Source organism: Sphaerisporangium sp. TRM90804 (assembly GCF_029846175.1).
GTDB lineage: Bacteria > Actinomycetota > Actinomycetes > Streptosporangiales > Streptosporangiaceae > Sphaerisporangium.
The window spans coordinates 37,999-55,722 of sequence record NZ_JARWAC010000030.1 but is presented as its reverse complement, the minus strand read 5'-3'; the positions used below and the strand labels follow the sequence as shown (position 1 = coordinate 55,722).

The window sequence follows — 17,724 nt, the reverse complement described above, 5'->3', positions numbered from 1 at the left end:
TGGAAGCTACCAAAGGGCCCGGACCAGCGTGTCCTGAAGGTAGGTCAGCCAGTCGTAGGTGACGTACGCCGGGTAGCGCGGGTCGTCCTCGGCCATCTCGGCGAGCTGGTCGTGCAGCTCCTCGGTGACCTCCAGGCGCACCCCCAGCGCGAGCCGCACGTCGTTCAGCGCCCGCAGCCACGACTCGGCCTGCTCGCCGGTGAGCCGCACCCTGCCCTGCTCGGCGGTCTCCAGCAGCACCTCGGCGTCGGCCCGTTTGCCGTCGCGCAGCGTCGCCTCGGTGTAGCGGCGGAACTCGGTCGCCGCCTCGTCGTCGTCGGCGTACGCGGAGGGGAACAGCCGGGCGAGCACGGGGTCGGACGGCGTCTCGGCCGCGCCGATGCCGAGCGCGCGCTCCAGGGGGTCGTCGCCGGTCTGGCCGCGCTCGACCAGGCCCAGGATCTGGCCCACCAGGGAGCGCAGGATGGACGCCTCGCCGGCGTCGAGGTCGATCGTGACGCCGCCGCGCGAGGACCTGAAGCCCGAGCTCACGCGGAGTCCCGCTGGACGGTGGCCCACAGGCCGTAGGAGTGCAGGATCTGCACGTCGCGTTCCATCTCCTCGCGGGTGCCGTTCGCCACCACGGCCCTGCCCTTGTGGTGCACGTCGAGCATGAGCTTCTCGGCCTTGGCCTTGGGATAACCGAACACCGACTGCAGGACGTACGTGACGTACGACATGAGGTTCACCGGGTCGTTCCACACGATCGCCAGCCACGGGAGGTCGGGGCGGACGTCCGCCGCTGGACGTTCGACCTGTGCTGGAGCGGTACTACCCACATACCCATCCTGCCCTACCGCAGCCGTAGTCTTCGACTTGTGAAAGAGGCCATGAGCAGCGCGTTGCTCACCGATCACTATGAGCTGACGATGCTGCGGGCCGCGCTGGCCGGCGGCGGCGCCCGGCGGCGTGCCGTGTTCGAGGTCTTCGCCCGTCACCTGCCCCAGGGGCGCAGGTACGGGGTGGTGGCCGGCACCGGGCGGGTGCTCGACGCGCTTGAGGCGTTCCGGTTCGGCGACGCCGAGCTGGAGTTCCTGCGTGAGAGCCGCGTCGCCGACGAGCGGACGCTCGAGTACCTCGCCTCCTACCGGTTCGGCGGCGACGTGTACGGCTACCGCGAGGGCGAGTGCTACTTCCCCGGCTCCCCGATCATGGTCGTCGAGGGCACCTTCGCCGACGCCGTGCTGCTGGAGACGGTGATCCTCTCCACGCTCAACCACGACTCCGCGGTCGCCTCGGCCGCGTCCCGCATGGTGCACGCCGCCGGGTCGCGGCCGATCATCGAGATGGGCTCGCGGCGCACCCACGAGATCGCGGCGGTGGCGGCGGCGCGGGCCGCCTATTTGTCGGGGTTCGCCTCCACCTCCAACCTCATGGCCGGGAGCCGCTACGGCGTGCCCACGGCGGGTACCGCCGCGCACGCCTTCACCCTGCTGCACGACTCGGAGTACGAGGCGTTCCAGGCGCAGCTCGACTCCCTGGGCCGCGACACCACGCTGCTGGTGGACACCTACGACGTCGCCAAGGCCGTGCGCACGGCGGTGGAGCTGGCCGGGCCCGAGCTGGGGGCGGTGCGCATCGACTCCGGCGACCTCGGCGCCGCCGCCGGCGAGGTGCGTCAGATGCTGGACGCTCTCGGCGCCACCTCCACCCGCATCGTCGTCACCGGCGACCTCGACGAGTACGCCATCGCGGCCCTGGCCGCCGCCCCGGTCGACGGGTACGGCGTCGGCACCTCCGTGGTCACCGGCTCGGGGGCGCCGACCGCCGCCATGGTCTACAAGCTCGTCGCCCGCGAGGACGCCTCGGGCGCGCTGGCGCCGGTGGCCAAGAAGTCGGTCGGCAAGCCGAGCCGGGGCGGCCGGAAGAACGCCTACCGCGCCCTGGAGTCCGGCACGGCCGTCGCCGAGCTGGTCACCACCGCCCCCGACGCCCCCGCCCCCCGAGGCGCCCGCCCCCTCCTCCACCCCCTGGTCCTCTCCGGCGAGATCGTAGGCCGCGAGCCCCTGTCGGAGGCCCGAGCCCGCCACCGGTCCTCCACCGCCGAACTCCCCCGCCTCTCCCACCACCTCTCCCCCGGCGACCCGGCCATCCCCACCGTCTTCACCTGACCCGCAGCGGGGGTGGCGTGCCGGGACGGCGAGACTCCCCGGCTTCCCAACGGGCCCCACCCGGTTGATCGCCGCACACGACGCCGGCTCCACCGCACCCCCGGCCCGCCGACTCGGCGCCGGCCTCGACCACACGACGGCCTGGCGAACGGTGCCTTCGGCGCGGCCTTCCCAAGAGCGACCCTCACCCAGTCCACCCTCGCCATCACGCAAGCGACCACCCGGGTGCGACGATCATCGGGAGAGGATGCCGGGGCGGCGGGGCGGCTACGGCACACCCGCGATCATCAGGACGGGATGCCGAGACGGCGGGTGCGACGGGGTGGTTGATGGCACACCCGCGATCCTCGTGTGCTGACTGCCCGGGCGGCGTCACGGGGGCGCTGGTGTTCGAGTGGCTGACGGCACTCCCCCGCCCGTCGTGTCGTAACTGTCGGCGCCGCGTCGGCGGGTCGGGGTGCGGTGAATTCGGCGCCGTGTGCGGCGATCGGCCCGGGGCGTCGATCAGGTGGGGGTGGTCGGAGGGGGGCCGATCAGTTCGACTCCGGCGGAGCGGAGGGTGGTGAGGGCGGAGTCGGTGGTGTCCCTCGCCACGGCGGCGGTGAGGTCGAGCAGGACGCGGACCTTCAGGCCGGCGCGGGCGGCGTCCAGGGCGGTGGCGCGGACGCAGTGGTCGGTGGCGATGCCGACCACGTCCACGGTGTCGACCTCGCGGGTGGCGAGCCATTCCGCCAGGGGGGTGCCGTCGGTGGCGGCGCCCTCGAAGCCGCTGTAGGCGGCGCTGTGGCGGCCCTTGCTGAAGACCTCCTCGACGGCGGAGGTGTCCAGCGCGGGGTGGAAGTCGGCGCCGGCGGTGCCGACCACGCAGTGCGGGGGCCAGCTCAGCGCGTAGTCGGGCTGGTCGGAGAAGTGCGCGCCGGGGTCGACGTGATGATCACGAGTGGCCACCACGTGGTCGTAACCGCCGGAGGCGGCGTGCGGGCCGATGGCCGCGGCCACCCGCGCCCCGCCGGCCACGGCGAGGCTGCCGCCCTCGCAGAAGTCGTTCTGCACATCCACGATGACAAGTGCTGTGGTCATGAGAAGACCCTAGAGTCCGCCGCCCCCGGCGGAGAGACGCGGTGCGCCGTCCGGCAAGGGCACGACGGCCGCGGGTATGCCGTCAACCACTCCATCGCACCCACCGCCCCGACACCCGTTTCGGGTGATCGCCGCGCGTGAAGGCGGTTGCTCGCGCCATGGCGAGGGGCGGGTCGGGCGAGGGTCGCCCCTTTAGAAGGCTGCGCCGAAGGCACCATTCGCCCGGCCGTCGTATTCGTTGAGGCCGACGCCGGGGGTGTGCCAACTTGGCCGCCCGTCGCACCCCCCACCGCCCGGCATCCGTTCAGGAGGTCGCCGGACCCTGGAGCGGTCGGGTGCGCGACGGCGAGAGGCGGGCTGGGCGAAAGCCGCCTTTGCGAAGGCTGCGCCGAAGGCGCCATGGGGTTAGCGGTTGCGTTGGGTGGCCCATTTTCTGAGGATTTCTATGCGCTGGCGGATCTGGTCGGCGGAGGCCTGGGCTATGGCGGGGCCGCCGCAGGTGCGGCGGAGCTCGGCGTGGATGACGCCGTGGGGCTGGCCGGTGCGATGGTTCCAGGCGCCCACGAGGCCGTTGAGCTCCTTGCGCAGAGCGGCGATCTCCTCGTGGGGGGCCAGGGCGGGCTCGGGGCGGGGCTCGGCGGGGCCGCGGCGCCTCGCGGCCTGCTGGGAGGCCTGGTGCTTGCGGAGCAGGACGGCCACCTGGTCGGGCTCAAGCAGGCCCGGCAGACCCAGGAAGTCCTCCTCCTCGGGGGAGCCGGGGGCGGCGGCGGTGCCGAACTCGCCGCCGTCGAACAGGACGCGGTCGAAGGTGGCGGACGCCTCGACGGTCTCGAACGGCAGTTCGTCGCCGAGGACGTCGGGGGTGTCCTTCTTCTGCTGGGCGTCCTCGACGAGGAAGTCGTCGAGCCCCTCCTCGGGCAGCTTGCGGTCGAGCACGTGGTCGCGCTCGGCCTCCATCTCGTTCGCCAGGCCCATGAGGGTGGGCACCGACGGCAGGAACACCGAGGCCGTCTCGCCGCGCCTGCGGGCCCGGACGAAACGGCCGACGGCCTGGGCGAAGAACAGCGGGGTGGAGACGCTGGTGGCGTAGACGCCGACGGCCAGGCGCGGGATGTCGACGCCCTCGGACACCATGCGGACGGCGACCAGCCAGCGCTCCTCGGACGCGCTGAACTGCTTGATCTTCGCCGAGGCGCCCGGATCGTCGGACAGCACGACCGTGGCGCCCTCACCCGTGATGGCACGCAGGTGCCGGGCGTACGAGCGGGCGGTCTCGTGGTCGGTCGCGATCACCATGGCTCCGGCGTCGGGGACGCCCCTGCGCACCTCGGTGAGCCGTTTGTCCGCCGCCCGCAGGACCTGGCGGATCCAGTCGCCCTTGGGGTCGAGCGCCGCGCGCCACGCCTGGCCGAGCTGGTCTTTGGTGAGCGGCGTGCCCAGCGTGGCGGTGATCTCGTCGCCCGCGCGGGTGCGCCAGCGCATCTCGCCGGCGTACGCCAGGAAGATGACGGGGCGGACCACGCCGTCGGCCAGCGCCGGGCCGTAGCCGTAGGAGTAGTCGGAGACGCTGCGCCTGACGCCCTCGCCGTCCTCGGCGTAGGCGACGAACGGGATGGGGTTGGTGTCGGACCGGAACGGGGTGCCGGTGAGCGCGAGCCGCCTGGCGGCGGGCTCGAACGCCTCGCGCACGCCGTCGCCCCAGCTCTTGGCGTCGCCGGCGTGGTGGATCTCGTCGAAGATCACCAGTGTTCTGCGGGCCTCGGTGCGCGCCCTGTGCAGCGCCGGGTGCATCGCCACCTGGGCGTAGGTGACGGCGACGCCGGTGTAGTCGCGCGAGGTGGTGCCCTGGCTGTTCTTGAACTCGGGGTCGATGGCGATGCCGACCCTGCCTGCGGCGTCGGCCCACTGGCGCTTGAGGTGCTCGGTGGGCGTGACGACCGTGATCGCCCGCACGACGCCCCGCGACAGCAGCTCGCTGGCGATGCGCAGGGCGTAGGTGGTCTTGCCCGCGCCGGGCGTCGCGACGGTCAGGAAGTCGCGCGGCTCGGCGCGGAAGTAGAGGTCGAGCGCCTCCTGCTGCCACGCGCGCAGCTTGGGCGCGGTTCCCCAGGCGGCGCGGTCGGGGTAGGCGGGGGGCAGATGGGACGCGGCAGACGAGCTCACGCCGACCTCCTCGTCAGTCGCCCTTCGCGGACCCTGGGGGCGCCGCCCCCGCCGGTGGTGGTGTCGTCGCGCTCGTTTCGCTCCCTCACAGTGAAGCCACGATAGTGGGGACCACCGACAGGACGCGCCTCCCCCCGCCGATCCCGGCCGCGCCGCCGGCCCGGCGCCGCCGGACGCGGGGCCCCGCGCCGGACGCCCGCCTCGCCCGCCCGCACAGCCCCGCCACGCCGCCCGATCGGCCCCGCGGGCGGCCGTGATCAGTCGCCGGCCTCGCGGCCCCGCCAGGGGTCATCTGAGGCCGTTGACGACGGCGTCGATGTCGGCCCGGCGGAGGGGATCGTCGGGCTGGGCGTGGCCGACGACCACCACGCTGGCGTCGCCGCTGGTGAGCAGGGCCACGCGCAGATAGGCCGGCTGGTTGACCACGTCGCTGTAGCGGGCCCGCACCGCGCGGGTGTGGCCGGCGTACCTGCCGACGGTGATCGCGCGGTCGTCGAGCACGTCGATCGTGTCGCCGTGCAGCAGCAGCCGCGAGTACAGGTCGGCCAGCTCACGCGTGGCGGCCTTGGGGCCGGAGACCGCCACGGAGTCGCCGGGCCTGGTCATCACGACCGCGGCGGTGCCGAAGCTCGCGACGGAGCTGAACCCGGTGACCGGCGCGACCGTGCCGCGGTGCCACCCGGGCGGCAGCGGGTAGCGGACGCCGGCCAGGCCGTCCTCGACGGTCCGCGGAGTGGTGTCGGGGGCGGTGACGCGGCTCACGACCGAGGAGACCAGGGCGGTGAGCAGCACTGCCACCACCGCGAACGCGGCGAAGACCACCAGAGCCCGCTTCGTCCGGCGCGGCACCCGGACACCCGACGGAGGGGCCGGAGTGCCGTAGAGCCGGGCCGACGGCGGCAACCCCTCGGGGTCGGGGCCGGGCGGCGCGGGGTCGCCGTACGGCCGTCGTTTCGTGCGGTCGTCCACGGCGCCTCCTCCCGGTGACTTGAGTATCGGCACCGAAGGCGCCCATCCGTCAACGAGCACCGGGAAACTTCGGCCGGGAGACCGCGGACACGGACTTCCGAGGCCCGTCCCCGCCTCCCCGGCCGGGGCCCGTGGCCGACCGAGCCCGTGGCACGCCTCAGAGCGGCCCGAGGCACGCCTGCCGCCCAGCGACTCTACGACGGCGCGGCCCGGTGCCCGCGCAGGTATTCCGACCGGGTATCGCGCGCTCCGCGCGGTCTCAGGCGGCGGAGGTGCGGTAGGCCGCCCACATGTCGCGCATGCGGACGGCCTGCCCGGCCGTGAACTCCCACATGCAGCGGTCGTGCGAGTAGTCCATGTAGTTGTGGAAGGGATCCTCGCCGAGCGCCGGGCAGGTGTCCTTGCGCACCGGGCAGCCCTGCGAGGGCGCCGACTCGGGCACGGTGTCGTCGACGAAGTCCCCCGGAGAGGCGCAGCCGTTCTCGAAGGTGTGCAGCAGCCCGAACCAGTGGCCGATCTCGTGCACCCCGGTGAAGCCCTTGGCGAAGTCGCGCAGCGAGCCGCCGGGAAGGCTGCGCCAGTCGATCACGACGCCGTCGAGGCCGGGCTTGTTCTGGTACCAGTGCGGATAGGTGGCATAGCCGAGCACGAGCTGGTCGAGCTGGGCCACATAGAGGTTCAGGGTCTCCGGGCCGCCCTTGCGCAGCCGCTGCTTCATCGCCGCCTCGTTGGACAGCGGCTCGTGGAACCACGCCGAGTTCTCGGTGCGGGTGAAGCCCCGCAGTACGAAGCGGATGCCGGTGTCCACGCCGCCGTACCGCCCGCCGTACGCGGCGTTGAGGGTCTCGACCTGCGAGGCGAGGGCGGTGTCGGGCGGAGCCAGGTGCCCGTCGGTGATGACGTGCACCCAGACCGGCACCGTGACGCTCGCCCGCCGCGCCTCCGCGCCCGGCGAGCGCAGCCGGCGCTCCATCTCGGCGATCATGCGCGCGGCCTCGCCGGCGTCGGGCGCGTACGGCTCGGGCGGCCGGGTGCCCACGTGGGGGTGCCCGGCGTGCCCGCAGGCGTGCGTGCCCGCCTGGACGGGGAGCGGCATGCCGGCCATCGTGAACAGGCACACCAAAGACACGGCCATCGCGCGCCGCACCATGCACTCCCCCGTAACGTCTGGTCGGAGTGCTGACGCTAGCTTCAGCGACGGCGATCAGCCGGGAGCAACACTCAGTTGCCGCCGCCGGGTTCGCCGCCCTGCGGGAGCCCTTCGTAGATCTCCTTGCACTCCGGGCACACCGGGTACTTCTTGGGATCGCGGCTGGGCACCCACACCTTGCCGCACAGGGCACGGACCGGGACGCCCGTCACCATGCTCTCTGTGATCTTGTTCTTGTCGGCGTAGTGCGAGAACCGTTCGTGGTCCCCCTCGTCACCATGCGAGAGGTTCGGCCGCACTTCGCTCTCGGGAAGGATCTTCGTGCTCACGAGAACCGAGTCTACGTGCGCGCGGGCACCCGCACGCGCGTGAACCCGGGAGAAAGGCGACGGCCCGGGAACCGGGGCTGAGCCGGGCCGACCGGCGGCGCTCAGGGACGGGGCGCGGCCCTCAGTTGAGCTTGGGGTCGTCCGGGCAGGTGGCCACGAACGCCAGCTCCCCGGGCTGGCGGCGCAGCACCGACCGCCAGAGGTTCGACGGCCGCGAGTCGAAGGTGTCGCCCGGCTCGGCCTCGACCACGTACCAGGAGCCGTCGCGGATCTCGGTCTCCAACTGCCCGGCCGTCCAGCCGGCGTACCCGGCGAAGATGCGCATCTGGGTGATCTCGCCGGCGAGGATCTCCGGAGGGGCGTCGAGGTCGACGGTGCCGAGCTTGGAGACCGCCGAGGTTCCGGCGTGCAGCCTGCGCCACCCGAGGGGTTCCTGACCGCTGGGCACCGAGGCCAGGGCGAGGGCGCTGTCGGTCTGCACCGGGCCTCCCTCGAACAGGACGCTGGGGCCCGTGACGAGGGGGTCCCAGGAGGGCAGCACCTGCGTCACGCTCACCTCGCTGGGCCTGTTCAGCACGACACCGAGGGTTCCGCCGTCGTCGTCGTGTTCGAGGATCAACACGACGCCGCGCCGGAAATTCGGGTCGTCCAGCAGTGGCGTCGCCACCAGCAGCCCGCCGACGTAGATCGCCTCCGCCATGCATCCATCATGACGCGTGATATGCCCGGCGCGCGCCCGCCCCCGGCCAGTTAAGCCTTTCACCTCATGTTATGTTACTTACAGCCAGCGAGTGGGCACGCTCCGTCATGGAAGATCACATCCTGGAGACCAGCTTGGGAGGAAACTTGCCGACACCGCGCCGCGACAGCAGGGGGTGGGCCGCGTGAGCCGCCTCGTCCTGGTGTTCGTCATGGCGCTGGGCGCCGCGGTCGCGGCCCCGGCGGCCCGAACCTCACACGCCGACGGCACGAGGGCCGGCGACGACACCCCCGGCGGCGGCCGCGTCGACGTCGCGGTCTCGCGCGTCGAATGCCCGTCGGGCAGGGCCGACATCGTCATGACCGCCCCCCGCGACCACGACGCCGTCGAGTACACCATCCGCCGCGGCGACACCGCGGTCAGGGACGGCATCCTGTGGCCGGGCGTCCAGCGCACGATCCCGGTCTACCTGGAGCCGCGCGAGAACGAGCGCCTGGGCGTCAGCATCGAGGGCGAGGGCGTCTCACGCTTCCAGGTCCGCTCCCGCTGCGACACCCGCGAGGTCGCCCACGGCGAGTACCGCGAGGCCGTCTACAGCAGCAGCGAGGGCGACGACGAGCGCGACGAGCGCGCCGTACGCACCCACCACTACAACCCGCTGTGGCGGCACAACCCGCACAACCCGCTGATCCGCGAGGGGCGGCTGCCCTACACCGGCCCGCCCGCCGACTTCTACGGCAAGGTCGCCACCGCCGTCGCCCTGGTGGTCTTCGGCGGCATGCTGTGGTTCATGGCCCTGGTGTGGCCCGGCCGGGTCCCCGCCGCGCCGCCGGGCCGCCGCCCGCCGTACGCCCGCCGCTCCCCGGCCCCGCCGCTCGCCTGAGGGGCCGCCCGAGGCGGGCGGGCCCCTATGCGACCACGCACCCGCGCCCCTGGCCCCGGCTACGCCTCGGTGAGGCCGCGCACCTTGCCGCCCGCCGACTCCCGCACGGCCGCCGCGACCTCGCTCGCGACGTCGGGGTGGAAGACGCTGGGGACGATGTAGTTGGGGCCGAGCTCGTCGTCCGACACCACGGCGGCCAGGGCCTTCGCCGCGGCCAGCAGCATCGTCTCGGTGACCGTGCGCGACTGGGCGTCCAGCAGGCCGCGGAACACGCCGGGGAACGCCAGCACGTTGTTGATCTGGTTGGGGTAGTCGGACCGGCCGGTGGCCACGACCGCCGCGTGCTCCCTGGCGTCGTCGGGCGACACCTCGGGCTCGGGGTTGGCCAGCGCGAACACCACGGCAGAGTCGGCCATGGTGGCGATGTCGTCGCCGGTCAGGATGCCCGGGGCGGAGACGCCGATGAAGACGTCGGCGCCCTTGACCGCGCCGCGAAGGTCGCCGCCGTAGCCCTCGGCGTTGGTGTTCTCGGCGATCCAGCGCAGGGAGTCGTCGAGGTCGTCGCGGCCCTTGTGCACCGCGCCGAGGTAGTCGCACACCACGACGTTGCGCGCGCCGGCCGCCATCAGCAGGCGCAGCACGGCCGTGCCCGCGGCCCCGGCGCCCGCCATGGCGATGCGCACGTCGGGCAGCTCCTTGCCGACCACGCGCAGCGCGTTGGTGAGGGCGGCGAGCACGCAGATCGCGGTGCCGTGCTGGTCGTCGTGGAAGACCGGGATGTCGAGCAGGTCGCGCAGCCGGCGCTCGATCTCGAAGCAGCGCGGCGCCGAGATGTCCTCCAGGTTGATGCCGCCGAAGCCGGGCGCGATGCAGCGGACGATCTCGACGATGGTGTCGGTGTCCTGGGTGTCCAGGCAGATCGGCCAGGCGTCGATGCCCGCGAACCGCTTGAACAGCGCGGCCTTGCCCTCCATGACCGGCAGCGCCGCCGCCGGGCCGATGTTGCCCAGCCCCAGCACCGCCGACCCGTCGGTGACGACCGCCACGGTGTTGCGCTTGATGGTGAGGCGGCGCGCGTCCTCGGGGTTGCGGGCGATGGCCAGCGACACCCGGGCGACCCCCGGGGTGTAGGCCATCGAGAGCTCGTCGCGGTTGCGCAGCGGCACCTTCGACTGCATCTCGATCTTGCCGCCGAGGTGCATGAGGAAGGTGCGGTCGCTCACCTTGTGCAGGGTGACGCCCTCGACGGCGCCGAGGCTGTCGACGATGGCCTGCGCGTGCTCGGTGTCGCGCGCGGCGCAGGTGACGTCGATGCGGAGCGTCTCGTGACCGGCGGTGGTGACGTCCAGGGCGGTCACCACGCCGCCGGCGGTCTCGACCGCGTGGGTGAGCTGGCTGACGGCCTTGCCGCCGGCGGGGACCTCAAGGCGGACGGTTATCGAGTACGACACGCTCGGCACGGTGGCCACGTCAATCCGCTCCTTTGCGGGTGGTTGTGGTCCGCGCTCGCACGGCTGCTCGAAATCGCGCATCCGGCTCGCCAGCGGATATCCGGAAATCCATCGTGCCAGACCGCGCGGAGCGCTTCGGCCCGGAAACGGCGGGGCCCCACCGGCGGTGATGCCGGTGGGGCGGGCGGAGCGCTCGGGTCGGAGGACCGGAATGGCCGGATCGCGACGCCCCGCGGGGGACGCTTCGGATCAGAACAGCGCGCTGGCGAGGTCTCTGCGGGCCTTGGCGACCGCGGGGTCGGCGGGGGGCAGGGCCTCGAAGAGGTTGAGCAGGTGCTTGCGCACGCGGTCGCGGTCGTCGCCCGCGGTGCGACGGACCAGCGTGACGAGCCGGCCGAACGCCTCCTCGACCCTGCCGCTCAGCATCTCGAGATCGGCCGCCTGGGTGTGGGCCTCGACGTCGCGGGGGTCGGCCTCGGCGCGCTGGAGCACGGCGCCGGGGTCGAGGCCCTGGGTGCGTCGGACGAGCCCCACGCCGGCCAGCCCGATCTTGGCGTCGACGTCGGCGGGGGAACGCGCCAGCAGCCGCTCGTACGCCGCCGCGGCGGCGTCGAGGTCGCCGGCCTCGACGGCGTTCTCGGCCGCGAGGAGGTCGGGGTCGGCCTGCGGCTCGGCGGGCCGCTCCTCGCCCTCGGGCGCCTCGCCGGGCGGGCCGAGGTACTGGGCCAGCGCGGTCATGAGCTGGTCGAGCCACTGCCGCACCTGCGCCTCGGGCAGCGCGCCCTGGAACCCGGTGACGGCCTGCCCCTGGAAGACGGCCAGCACGGTGGGGATGCTCTGCACCTGGAGCGCGCCGCTGATCTGCGGGTTGGCGTCCACGTCGACCTTCGCCAGCACCCACCGGCCCGCGGCCTCGCCGGCGAGCTTCTCGAGGATGGGGCTGAGCTGCTTGCAGGGCTCGCACCAGGTGGCCCACAGGTCGAGGATCACCGGCACGCGCATGGAGCGCTCGATGACGTCGGTGGCGAAGGTCGCGTCGGTGACGTCGAGGACCGCCGTGGACGCCGGCGGCGCAGGGTCGCCGCCTTGCGCGGCGCTCTGGGCCGCCGCCTCGCGGCGGGCCTGGGCCTCCAGCGCCTGCTTGCGCGCGCCGAGGTCCACGGCCCCCTGCAACGATGCCGGTCGAGTGAAGTCCGCTGGGCTCATACCCCAATCCTGCCGCATCCGGCGGGTGCGCAGGGTCGCCTCGGCCCCCGGGCCGTCCGCCGCCCGCCGTATGTCACACCTTCATCGCAAATCCAGATGCGGCTGTCGCCGCCGGGGTTCACCCGAAACGATGAGTCAGCATGAGTACAGCTCATATGGAGGTGGGAGTGAAGCGCGTCATCGTCGTCACCGCCGCTGCCGCTCTGGTCGCCGCAACGGTGGCCGGACCGGCACAGGCCGGCGGATCGTCGGCCGAGCCGGCGGCCGCGAGCAGATACGTCGTCCTCTACAAGGAGGGCGCCGCCGCGTCAACAGCCCAGAAGGCGATCGAGGCAGCGGGCGGCACCGTCGAAAAGGTGAACACCGCCGTCGGCCTCGCCACAGTGACCACCTCGAACGCCGGATTCGTCGCGGCGATCAAGGACAACGCCGCCATCCAGGGCGTCGCCAAGGACCGCGTCATCGGCACCGCGCCGAAGGCCAACCGCATCGCGGCCGGCGCCCGCGCGGTCAACGCCGACCGGGCCGTCGAGAAGGAGGGCCGGGGCGGCGGTGCGATCAAGCACGGCCGCACCACCAAGGCCGAGCCGCTGTCGGACCTGCAGTGGGACCTCAAGCAGATCCGCGCCGACAAGGCGCACAAGTACGAGCAGGGCGACTCCAAGGTGCTCGTCGGCATCCTGGACACCGGTGTCGACGGGACGCACCCGGACATCGCGCCGAACTTCAACAAGGCGCTCAGCCGCAACTTCACGGTCGACATCCCCACCGACGCCAACGGCGGCGAGGTCGACGGGCCGTGTGAGGAGGAGCCCGACCAGTCCTGCAACGACGCGAACGACGTCGACGAGAACGACCACGGCACCCACGTGGCGTCCTCCATCGCCTCGCCGATCAACAAGCTGGGCATCGCGGGCGTGGCCCCCAAGGTCTCGATCGTGAACCTGCGCGTCGGCCAGGACTCGGGGTACTTCTTCCTGCAGCCGAGCGTGGACGCGCTCACCTACGCCGGCGACATCGGCGTCGACGTGGTCAACATGAGTTACTACATCGACCCGTGGCTGTTCAACTGCACCGACAACGCCGCCGACTCGCCCGAGGACCGTCTGGAGCAGGCCACGATCATCGCGGCCGCCCAGCGCGCCCTCAACTACGCGCACCGGCGCGGCGTCACGCTGGTCGGCGCCGCCGGCAACCAGGCCACCGACTACACCAAGCCGTACACCGACACCGGCAGCCCCAACTTCCCGAGCGTGCCGGGCGAGGCTCCCCGCACCCGCACCATCGCGCCGAGCTGCGTCTCCATGCCCGGTGAGGCCGAGAACGTGATCTCGGTCTCCGCCACCGGCATCAGCAAGCGCAAGTCGTACTACTCCAGCTACGGCAACGGGTACGTCGACGTGGCGGCCCCCGGCGGCGACACCTACGACACCCCCGGCAACACCCGCGACGTCACCAAGGCGACGCTGTCGGCCTACCCGACGTCCCTCGCGATCGCGCGGGGCGAGCTGGACGCCAACGGCGACCCGACCGTCGACTACCTGGTCAAGGACTGCAAGGGCTCGACCTGCGCCTACTACCAGTACCTCCAGGGCACCTCGATGGCGTCGCCCCGCGCGGCCGGCGTCGCGGCGCTCATCGTCAGCAAGTACGGGATCCGCGACTGGCGCAACGGCGGCAAGACCCTGTCGCCCGCGCTCGTCGAGGCCAGGCTGAAGAGCACGGCCACCAAGACCCCGTGCCCGACTCCCCCGGCCTTCACCTACACCCGCCACCTGCCGGACGGCAGCACGGCCACGGCCACCCACCTGTGTGAGGGGTCCGCGGCGTCCAACGGCTTCTACGGCAAGGGCATCGTCGACGCCCTGCGCGCCGTCGGCCGGTAGTACCACCCTCGCCCCGGAGCCCTCGGGCTCCGGCACCCCCGCGAGCGGAAGGGGCCCGTCCTCGGACGGGCCCCTTTCCCGTTCTCAGCCCTGGCCGGGCTCGTCGTAGGCGGCGAAGTCCCCGGCGGCGACCCTGATGGTGCGCAGCAGCTCGAACATGCGCTCGCGGTCGGTCTCGCCGTACATCTCCATGCAGAAGTCTGCGGCCATGAGGTCGCCGGTCGCCCTGGTGACGACCTCGCGCCCCTTGTCGGTGATCTGGGCGAGCACCCCGCGCCCGTCCTTGGGGTTGCGCATGCGGCGGACCAGCCCGGCACGCTCCAGGCGGTCGACGGTGTTGGTCACGCTCGTGGGGTGCACCATGAGCCGCTCGCCGATGCGCGACAGCGGCAGGGAGCCGGTGCGGCTGAAGGTGAGCAGCACGAGCGCCTCATAGCGCGCGAACGTCAAGTCATGCGGCCTGAGCAGCGTGTCCAGTTGCCCGAGCAGGATCTGGTGCGCTCTCATGATCGATGTGACGGCCGCCATGGCGGAGGACGGCCCGAAGTGGACACGCCACGTTTCGGCGGCGCGCTCGATGGGGTCGAACGGCAGGTTAAGCGGCTTCGGAACACCGATGGACACAACGCTACGCTAGCGCCTGCCACGAGCACTGACGCAGGGTGACCGAGTTCCATCGGTTGCCCAAGAAGCGGGACGCCAAACATCACGCTCCGTTATGGTTGACATGCAAGAGGTGAAGCGCGGCAAAGCCCGGCCCAAAGCATGGGGAAAGCCGCGCCGCCCGGCGCGAGGCGCGGCTACGCGGTCCCGTCGACGGGCGGCGTGGCGGGCCGGGCGCGAGGTGCCAAGGGGCCGGCACCCACAGATCGCGCCGCTCATCCAGGCACGGGGGTTCCTGAATGAAGAGCAACAAGCGAGCACGGGCGGCGTGGCCGGGCATCCGGCCCACGCGGGGCCGTGCTTGAGCAAAGGGGCGTTTCACGCGAGGAGCTGAAGCACAGCGCGCTGGTGGCGGTAGGAATGCTGCTCGCGCTGGGCCTGCTCGCGGCGTGGAGCGTCCTTGTTCCTGGCGTGTCCGCATGGGAGAACGTCATGGTCGCCGTCATCGGCTCGCTGCGGCTGACCGGTCCGGTCGCCGCGGCGTTCGCCGCGTGGGTGGCCGTGCGCGACCGGCGCGCGGCCGCGCACCGCGCGCACGGCGCCTGGCCGACGCTGAGATCGCCGCTGGCGGTGCTCGCCGTGGTGGTCGGGGCCTTCGCGGCCACCGTCACCGTGCTGGCCATGAAGGCCGTCCTCACCGAGCAGGCGGGGCATCTGGCGCCCACCGGGCTCGCCGTGGGAGCGGCCGGGCTGGCGCTCTACGCGATGATCGGGTGGGTCGTCGGCTGGGTGCTGCCCTGGCCGCTCACGCCGCTCCTCGCGGGCGTCGGCGCCTACGGGCTGCTCACCTGGGTGGCGGGGGCGTCGTCGTGGGTGGGCAGGCTCGCGCCCGCCACGTCCGAGCCCTACGACCCGTTCGAGGGGCTGAGCCCGGCCGCCTTCGCCGACCAGACGCTGTGGCTGCTCGGGCTGGCCGCCGCCCTGCTGTTCACCTGGGCGGCCGTGGTCACCCGGCGCGCGGTCGCGCTGGCCGCGGCGATGCTCGCGCTGCTGGCGGCGGGCACGGGCATGGCCCGGCTGATGGGCGCGCCCCCGGCCGTCGCGGCCACCGAGCCGATGGTCTACAGCTGCCAGGAGTGGCCGATCATCGTCTGCGTCCATCCCGGGATGAGCAGCGGGCTCACCGAGCTGGGGGCCGCATTCACCACGATCGCCGCCCGCCTTACCGGCACGCCCGCGGCGTTCTCGCGGGTGGAGCAGCGGCCCCGCGGCGACACCGGCACGGCCGCTCCCGGCGTCGTGCCGATCCACGTCGACGACCTCACCCCGGGGTACGCCGCCAGGGCCGCCGCGGAGTTCGTCGAGCGGCTGGCCAGGCCGTGCGCGCGGGCGCCCGAGAGCGGTTACCGCTCGATCGTGACGGCGTGGCTGCGCGGCGCGCCGCTGCCCAGCGGCCCGCTGCCCGCGCACCAGGGGGCCGCCGCGTGGTTCTCGGCCCTGACCGAGAGCCAGCGCCGCGACTGGCTGCGCATGTTCTACACCGACTTCGCGCTGTGCCGCCTGAAGACGACTCATTTCGGCGGCGGCGCCATGCCGCGGGTCCTGCCGCAGCCGATGTTCCGGCGCCAGGGCCACGCCGCCACCCCGCTCTCGGGCACCGGCGGCCGAGGCGGCCACGGAGCCGCCTGGAACCGCGGAAGCGACGGCACCCGCTGGAGCCGGGAGGGCGGCTGGAGCCGAGAGGCCCGCGAAGGCGGTTGGAGCCGCGGGGGCCGCGAAGGCGCGGGCGGGCAGGGCGGCTACGACCGTCGCGGCGGAGGCGGCGCTCACTACCCTCCGCCGCACTCCCCGGTGCCCGGCTCGCCGTACCCGACCATGCCGCACCCACCCTCCCTCAACACACCGTGACCACCCCGACCGACGAGCCACGCCGTCACCGCTCCGCTCCGCTCACCATTCCTCCTCACTAGACCGGCAGGAGGGGCGGTGAGCCGGGGCGGTGACGGCCATCGCCGAGCCCAGGTGACGAGCCCTGGCCCGGGTCGGTGACGGGGGCCGCTCGCAGGGGCGGTGAACGCGCCGTGACCGCTGCCCCCGACGACGAGCCGCAACCCCTCGCCCCGGCCCGCTCAGCGCGCCGGTGACTGGGCTGGTGACTGGGCGGGCGGCGATCGCCGAGCCGGAGGGCGGGGTCTGGTCTGGGCCAGCGACAGGGGGCGCTCGCCAGGCCGGTGGCGGTCTTCGACGGGGCTTCGGCTGGAAGGCGGGAAGCCGGGAAGGTGAGAAAGGTCTGATCCCGGGAAGGAGAGAGCCGTGAACCGCCAGACGTCGACCCCCCAGACCGCGGTGGCCGCGGAGCCGGTGCCTCACCGGTCCCGTAAAGCCTGGCGCTTTCTGGCGGGCTTGCTCGTGCTGATCGTCCTGCTGCTGGTCGGTGGCAGGCTCGCCTGGTCGTACCTCAACCCCTTCGGCGAGACGACCGTCGACCGCAGCCAGCCCGTGCTGCTCCAGTCGATCCAGAACATGAGCCGGTTCCAGGCCGCCAGCGGCAACTTCCAGGTGATCGTGGACCTGGAGAAGGACGCCGCCGCGCTGCCGGACGCCATCAAGGGCTCACGCACGCTGTTCGTGGGCGCGGGCAGCGTCGACGCCTACGTCGACTTCGCGGCCCTGGGCGACGACGCCATCACCGTCTCCCCCGACCGCACCGAGGTCACCGTCCGGCTGCCGCGCGCGCAGTTGGAGGAGCCGCGCCTGGACAACGCCAAGTCGTACGTCTACGCCCACGAGCGCGGTCTGCTCGACCGGATGCAGGACATGCTGTCGAACTCGCCGCAGAACCAGCAGGAGCTCTACGTGCTGGCCGCGAAGAAGATAGGCGAGGCCGCCCAGTCGAGCGACCTGCGCGCCCGCGCCGACCAGAACACCCGGACCATGCTGATCGGCATGATGAAGTCGCTGGGCTTCGCCAAGGTCACCGTCAAGTTCGCCGACGAACCCTGACCGGCCCACCCTCGCGCGCGGGTGAGCGGTCGTCGACGGCGGGAGAGGCCAAGGGCATGCCCGGCCACCCTCGCCCGCGGGTGAGCGCCACCAGGCGTAGCCGTCCGCGCGCTTGCCGAACAGATCCGGCCGGTGGACGGTCCTTCTGCCG

General features: G+C 72.9%; 16 protein-coding genes. 5 read left to right on the top strand and 11 right to left on the bottom strand.

What is annotated here, in order from left to right:
• Positions 1-6 precede the first annotated feature (6 nt).
• Together PYR91_RS31715 and clpS are read right to left on the bottom strand one after the other, a co-directional pair.
• A complete protein-coding gene (locus PYR91_RS31715; protein WP_279785844.1) occupies positions 7-531 on the bottom strand; it encodes a DUF2017 domain-containing protein in 525 nt (174 codons plus the stop codon).
• Positions 528-818: an ATP-dependent Clp protease adapter ClpS gene (gene clpS, locus PYR91_RS31710; protein ID WP_279785843.1), complete on the bottom strand. Its 291-nt coding sequence runs from the start codon at positions 816-818 to the stop codon at positions 528-530. Before clpS ends, PYR91_RS31715 begins: the two co-directional genes overlap by 4 nt.
• Before the next feature lie 39 nt (positions 819-857).
• Between clpS and PYR91_RS31705 the strand changes: the two genes are divergently transcribed.
• Positions 858-2,150, top strand: a complete 1,293-nt coding sequence (locus PYR91_RS31705) for a nicotinate phosphoribosyltransferase (protein WP_279785842.1) — start codon at positions 858-860, stop codon at positions 2,148-2,150.
• Positions 2,151-2,654: 504 nt separating this feature from the next.
• On the opposite strand, the gene PYR91_RS31700 is transcribed toward PYR91_RS31705, so the two are convergent.
• The 6 genes from PYR91_RS31700 to PYR91_RS31675 all read right to left on the bottom strand — a co-directional run bounded on the left by PYR91_RS31700 (position 2,655) and on the right by PYR91_RS31675 (position 8,541).
• The gene (locus tag PYR91_RS31700; RefSeq protein ID WP_279785841.1) at positions 2,655-3,230 is read right to left on the bottom strand and encodes an isochorismatase family protein; all 576 of its coding nucleotides are present in this window, start codon (positions 3,228-3,230) and stop codon (positions 2,655-2,657) included.
• Positions 3,231-3,635: 405 nt separating this feature from the next.
• A complete protein-coding gene (locus PYR91_RS31695) occupies positions 3,636-5,393 on the bottom strand; it encodes a DEAD/DEAH box helicase (RefSeq protein ID WP_279785840.1) in 1,758 nt (585 codons plus the stop codon).
• 288 nt (positions 5,394-5,681) lie between these two features.
• Positions 5,682-6,362: a hypothetical protein gene (locus tag PYR91_RS31690; protein ID WP_279785839.1), complete on the bottom strand. Its 681-nt coding sequence runs from the start codon at positions 6,360-6,362 to the stop codon at positions 5,682-5,684.
• Between the two features lie 259 nt (positions 6,363-6,621).
• Positions 6,622-7,497: a zinc metalloprotease gene (locus PYR91_RS31685; RefSeq protein ID WP_279785838.1), complete on the bottom strand. Its 876-nt coding sequence runs from the start codon at positions 7,495-7,497 to the stop codon at positions 6,622-6,624.
• Between the two features lie 86 nt (positions 7,498-7,583).
• Complete coding sequence (locus PYR91_RS31680) at positions 7,584-7,841, bottom strand: DUF3039 domain-containing protein (RefSeq protein ID WP_279785837.1); 258 nt, start codon at positions 7,839-7,841, stop codon at positions 7,584-7,586.
• A gap of 121 nt (positions 7,842-7,962) precedes the next feature.
• Complete coding sequence (locus PYR91_RS31675) at positions 7,963-8,541, bottom strand: YqgE/AlgH family protein (protein ID WP_279785835.1); 579 nt, start codon at positions 8,539-8,541, stop codon at positions 7,963-7,965.
• A 184-nt stretch (positions 8,542-8,725) separates the two neighbouring features.
• Between PYR91_RS31675 and PYR91_RS31670 the strand changes: the two genes are divergently transcribed.
• Complete coding sequence (locus tag PYR91_RS31670; RefSeq protein ID WP_279785834.1) at positions 8,726-9,424, top strand: hypothetical protein; 699 nt, start codon at positions 8,726-8,728, stop codon at positions 9,422-9,424.
• Between the two features lie 59 nt (positions 9,425-9,483).
• Here the strand turns inward: PYR91_RS31670 and PYR91_RS31665 are convergent, their stop codons facing one another.
• Together PYR91_RS31665 and PYR91_RS31660 are read right to left on the bottom strand one after the other, a co-directional pair.
• Positions 9,484-10,893 (bottom strand): NAD-dependent malic enzyme, encoded by a 1,410-nt coding sequence (locus PYR91_RS31665; RefSeq protein ID WP_279785833.1) that lies wholly within the window; start codon positions 10,891-10,893, stop codon positions 9,484-9,486.
• Positions 10,894-11,124: 231 nt separating this feature from the next.
• The gene (locus PYR91_RS31660; protein ID WP_279785831.1) at positions 11,125-12,081 is read right to left on the bottom strand and encodes a tetratricopeptide repeat protein; all 957 of its coding nucleotides are present in this window, start codon (positions 12,079-12,081) and stop codon (positions 11,125-11,127) included.
• Positions 12,082-12,221: 140 nt separating this feature from the next.
• Between PYR91_RS31660 and PYR91_RS31655 the strand changes: the two genes are divergently transcribed.
• Positions 12,222-13,967, top strand: coding sequence for a S8 family serine peptidase (locus PYR91_RS31655; protein ID WP_279785830.1), 1,746 nt, complete (start codon positions 12,222-12,224; stop codon positions 13,965-13,967).
• 84 nt (positions 13,968-14,051) lie between these two features.
• Here the strand turns inward: PYR91_RS31655 and PYR91_RS31650 are convergent, their stop codons facing one another.
• Positions 14,052-14,585: a MarR family transcriptional regulator gene (locus PYR91_RS31650; protein WP_279786059.1), complete on the bottom strand. Its 534-nt coding sequence runs from the start codon at positions 14,583-14,585 to the stop codon at positions 14,052-14,054.
• A 342-nt stretch (positions 14,586-14,927) separates the two neighbouring features.
• Between PYR91_RS31650 and PYR91_RS31645 the strand changes: the two genes are divergently transcribed.
• The gene (locus PYR91_RS31645; RefSeq protein WP_279785829.1) at positions 14,928-16,478 is read left to right on the top strand and encodes a hypothetical protein; all 1,551 of its coding nucleotides are present in this window, start codon (positions 14,928-14,930) and stop codon (positions 16,476-16,478) included.
• 405 nt (positions 16,479-16,883) lie between these two features.
• Complete coding sequence (locus PYR91_RS31640; RefSeq protein WP_279785827.1) at positions 16,884-17,573, top strand: DUF4230 domain-containing protein; 690 nt, start codon at positions 16,884-16,886, stop codon at positions 17,571-17,573.
• Positions 17,574-17,724: the final 151 nt, after the last annotated feature.

Excerpts from the sequence above, each read along its gene's own strand:
- PYR91_RS31675 (WP_279785835.1), bottom strand. The coding sequence starts at position 8,541 with ATGGCGGAGGCGATCTACGTCGGCGGGCTGCTGGTGGCGACGCCACTG.
- PYR91_RS31685 (WP_279785838.1), bottom strand. The coding sequence starts at position 7,497 with ATGGCCGTGTCTTTGGTGTGCCTGTTCACGATGGCCGGCATGCCGCTC.
- PYR91_RS31660 (WP_279785831.1), bottom strand. The coding sequence starts at position 12,081 with ATGAGCCCAGCGGACTTCACTCGACCGGCATCGTTGCAGGGGGCCGTG.
- PYR91_RS31700 (WP_279785841.1), bottom strand. The coding sequence starts at position 3,230 with ATGACCACAGCACTTGTCATCGTGGATGTGCAGAACGACTTCTGCGAG.
- PYR91_RS31655 (WP_279785830.1), top strand. The coding sequence starts at position 12,222 with ATGAGTACAGCTCATATGGAGGTGGGAGTGAAGCGCGTCATCGTCGTC.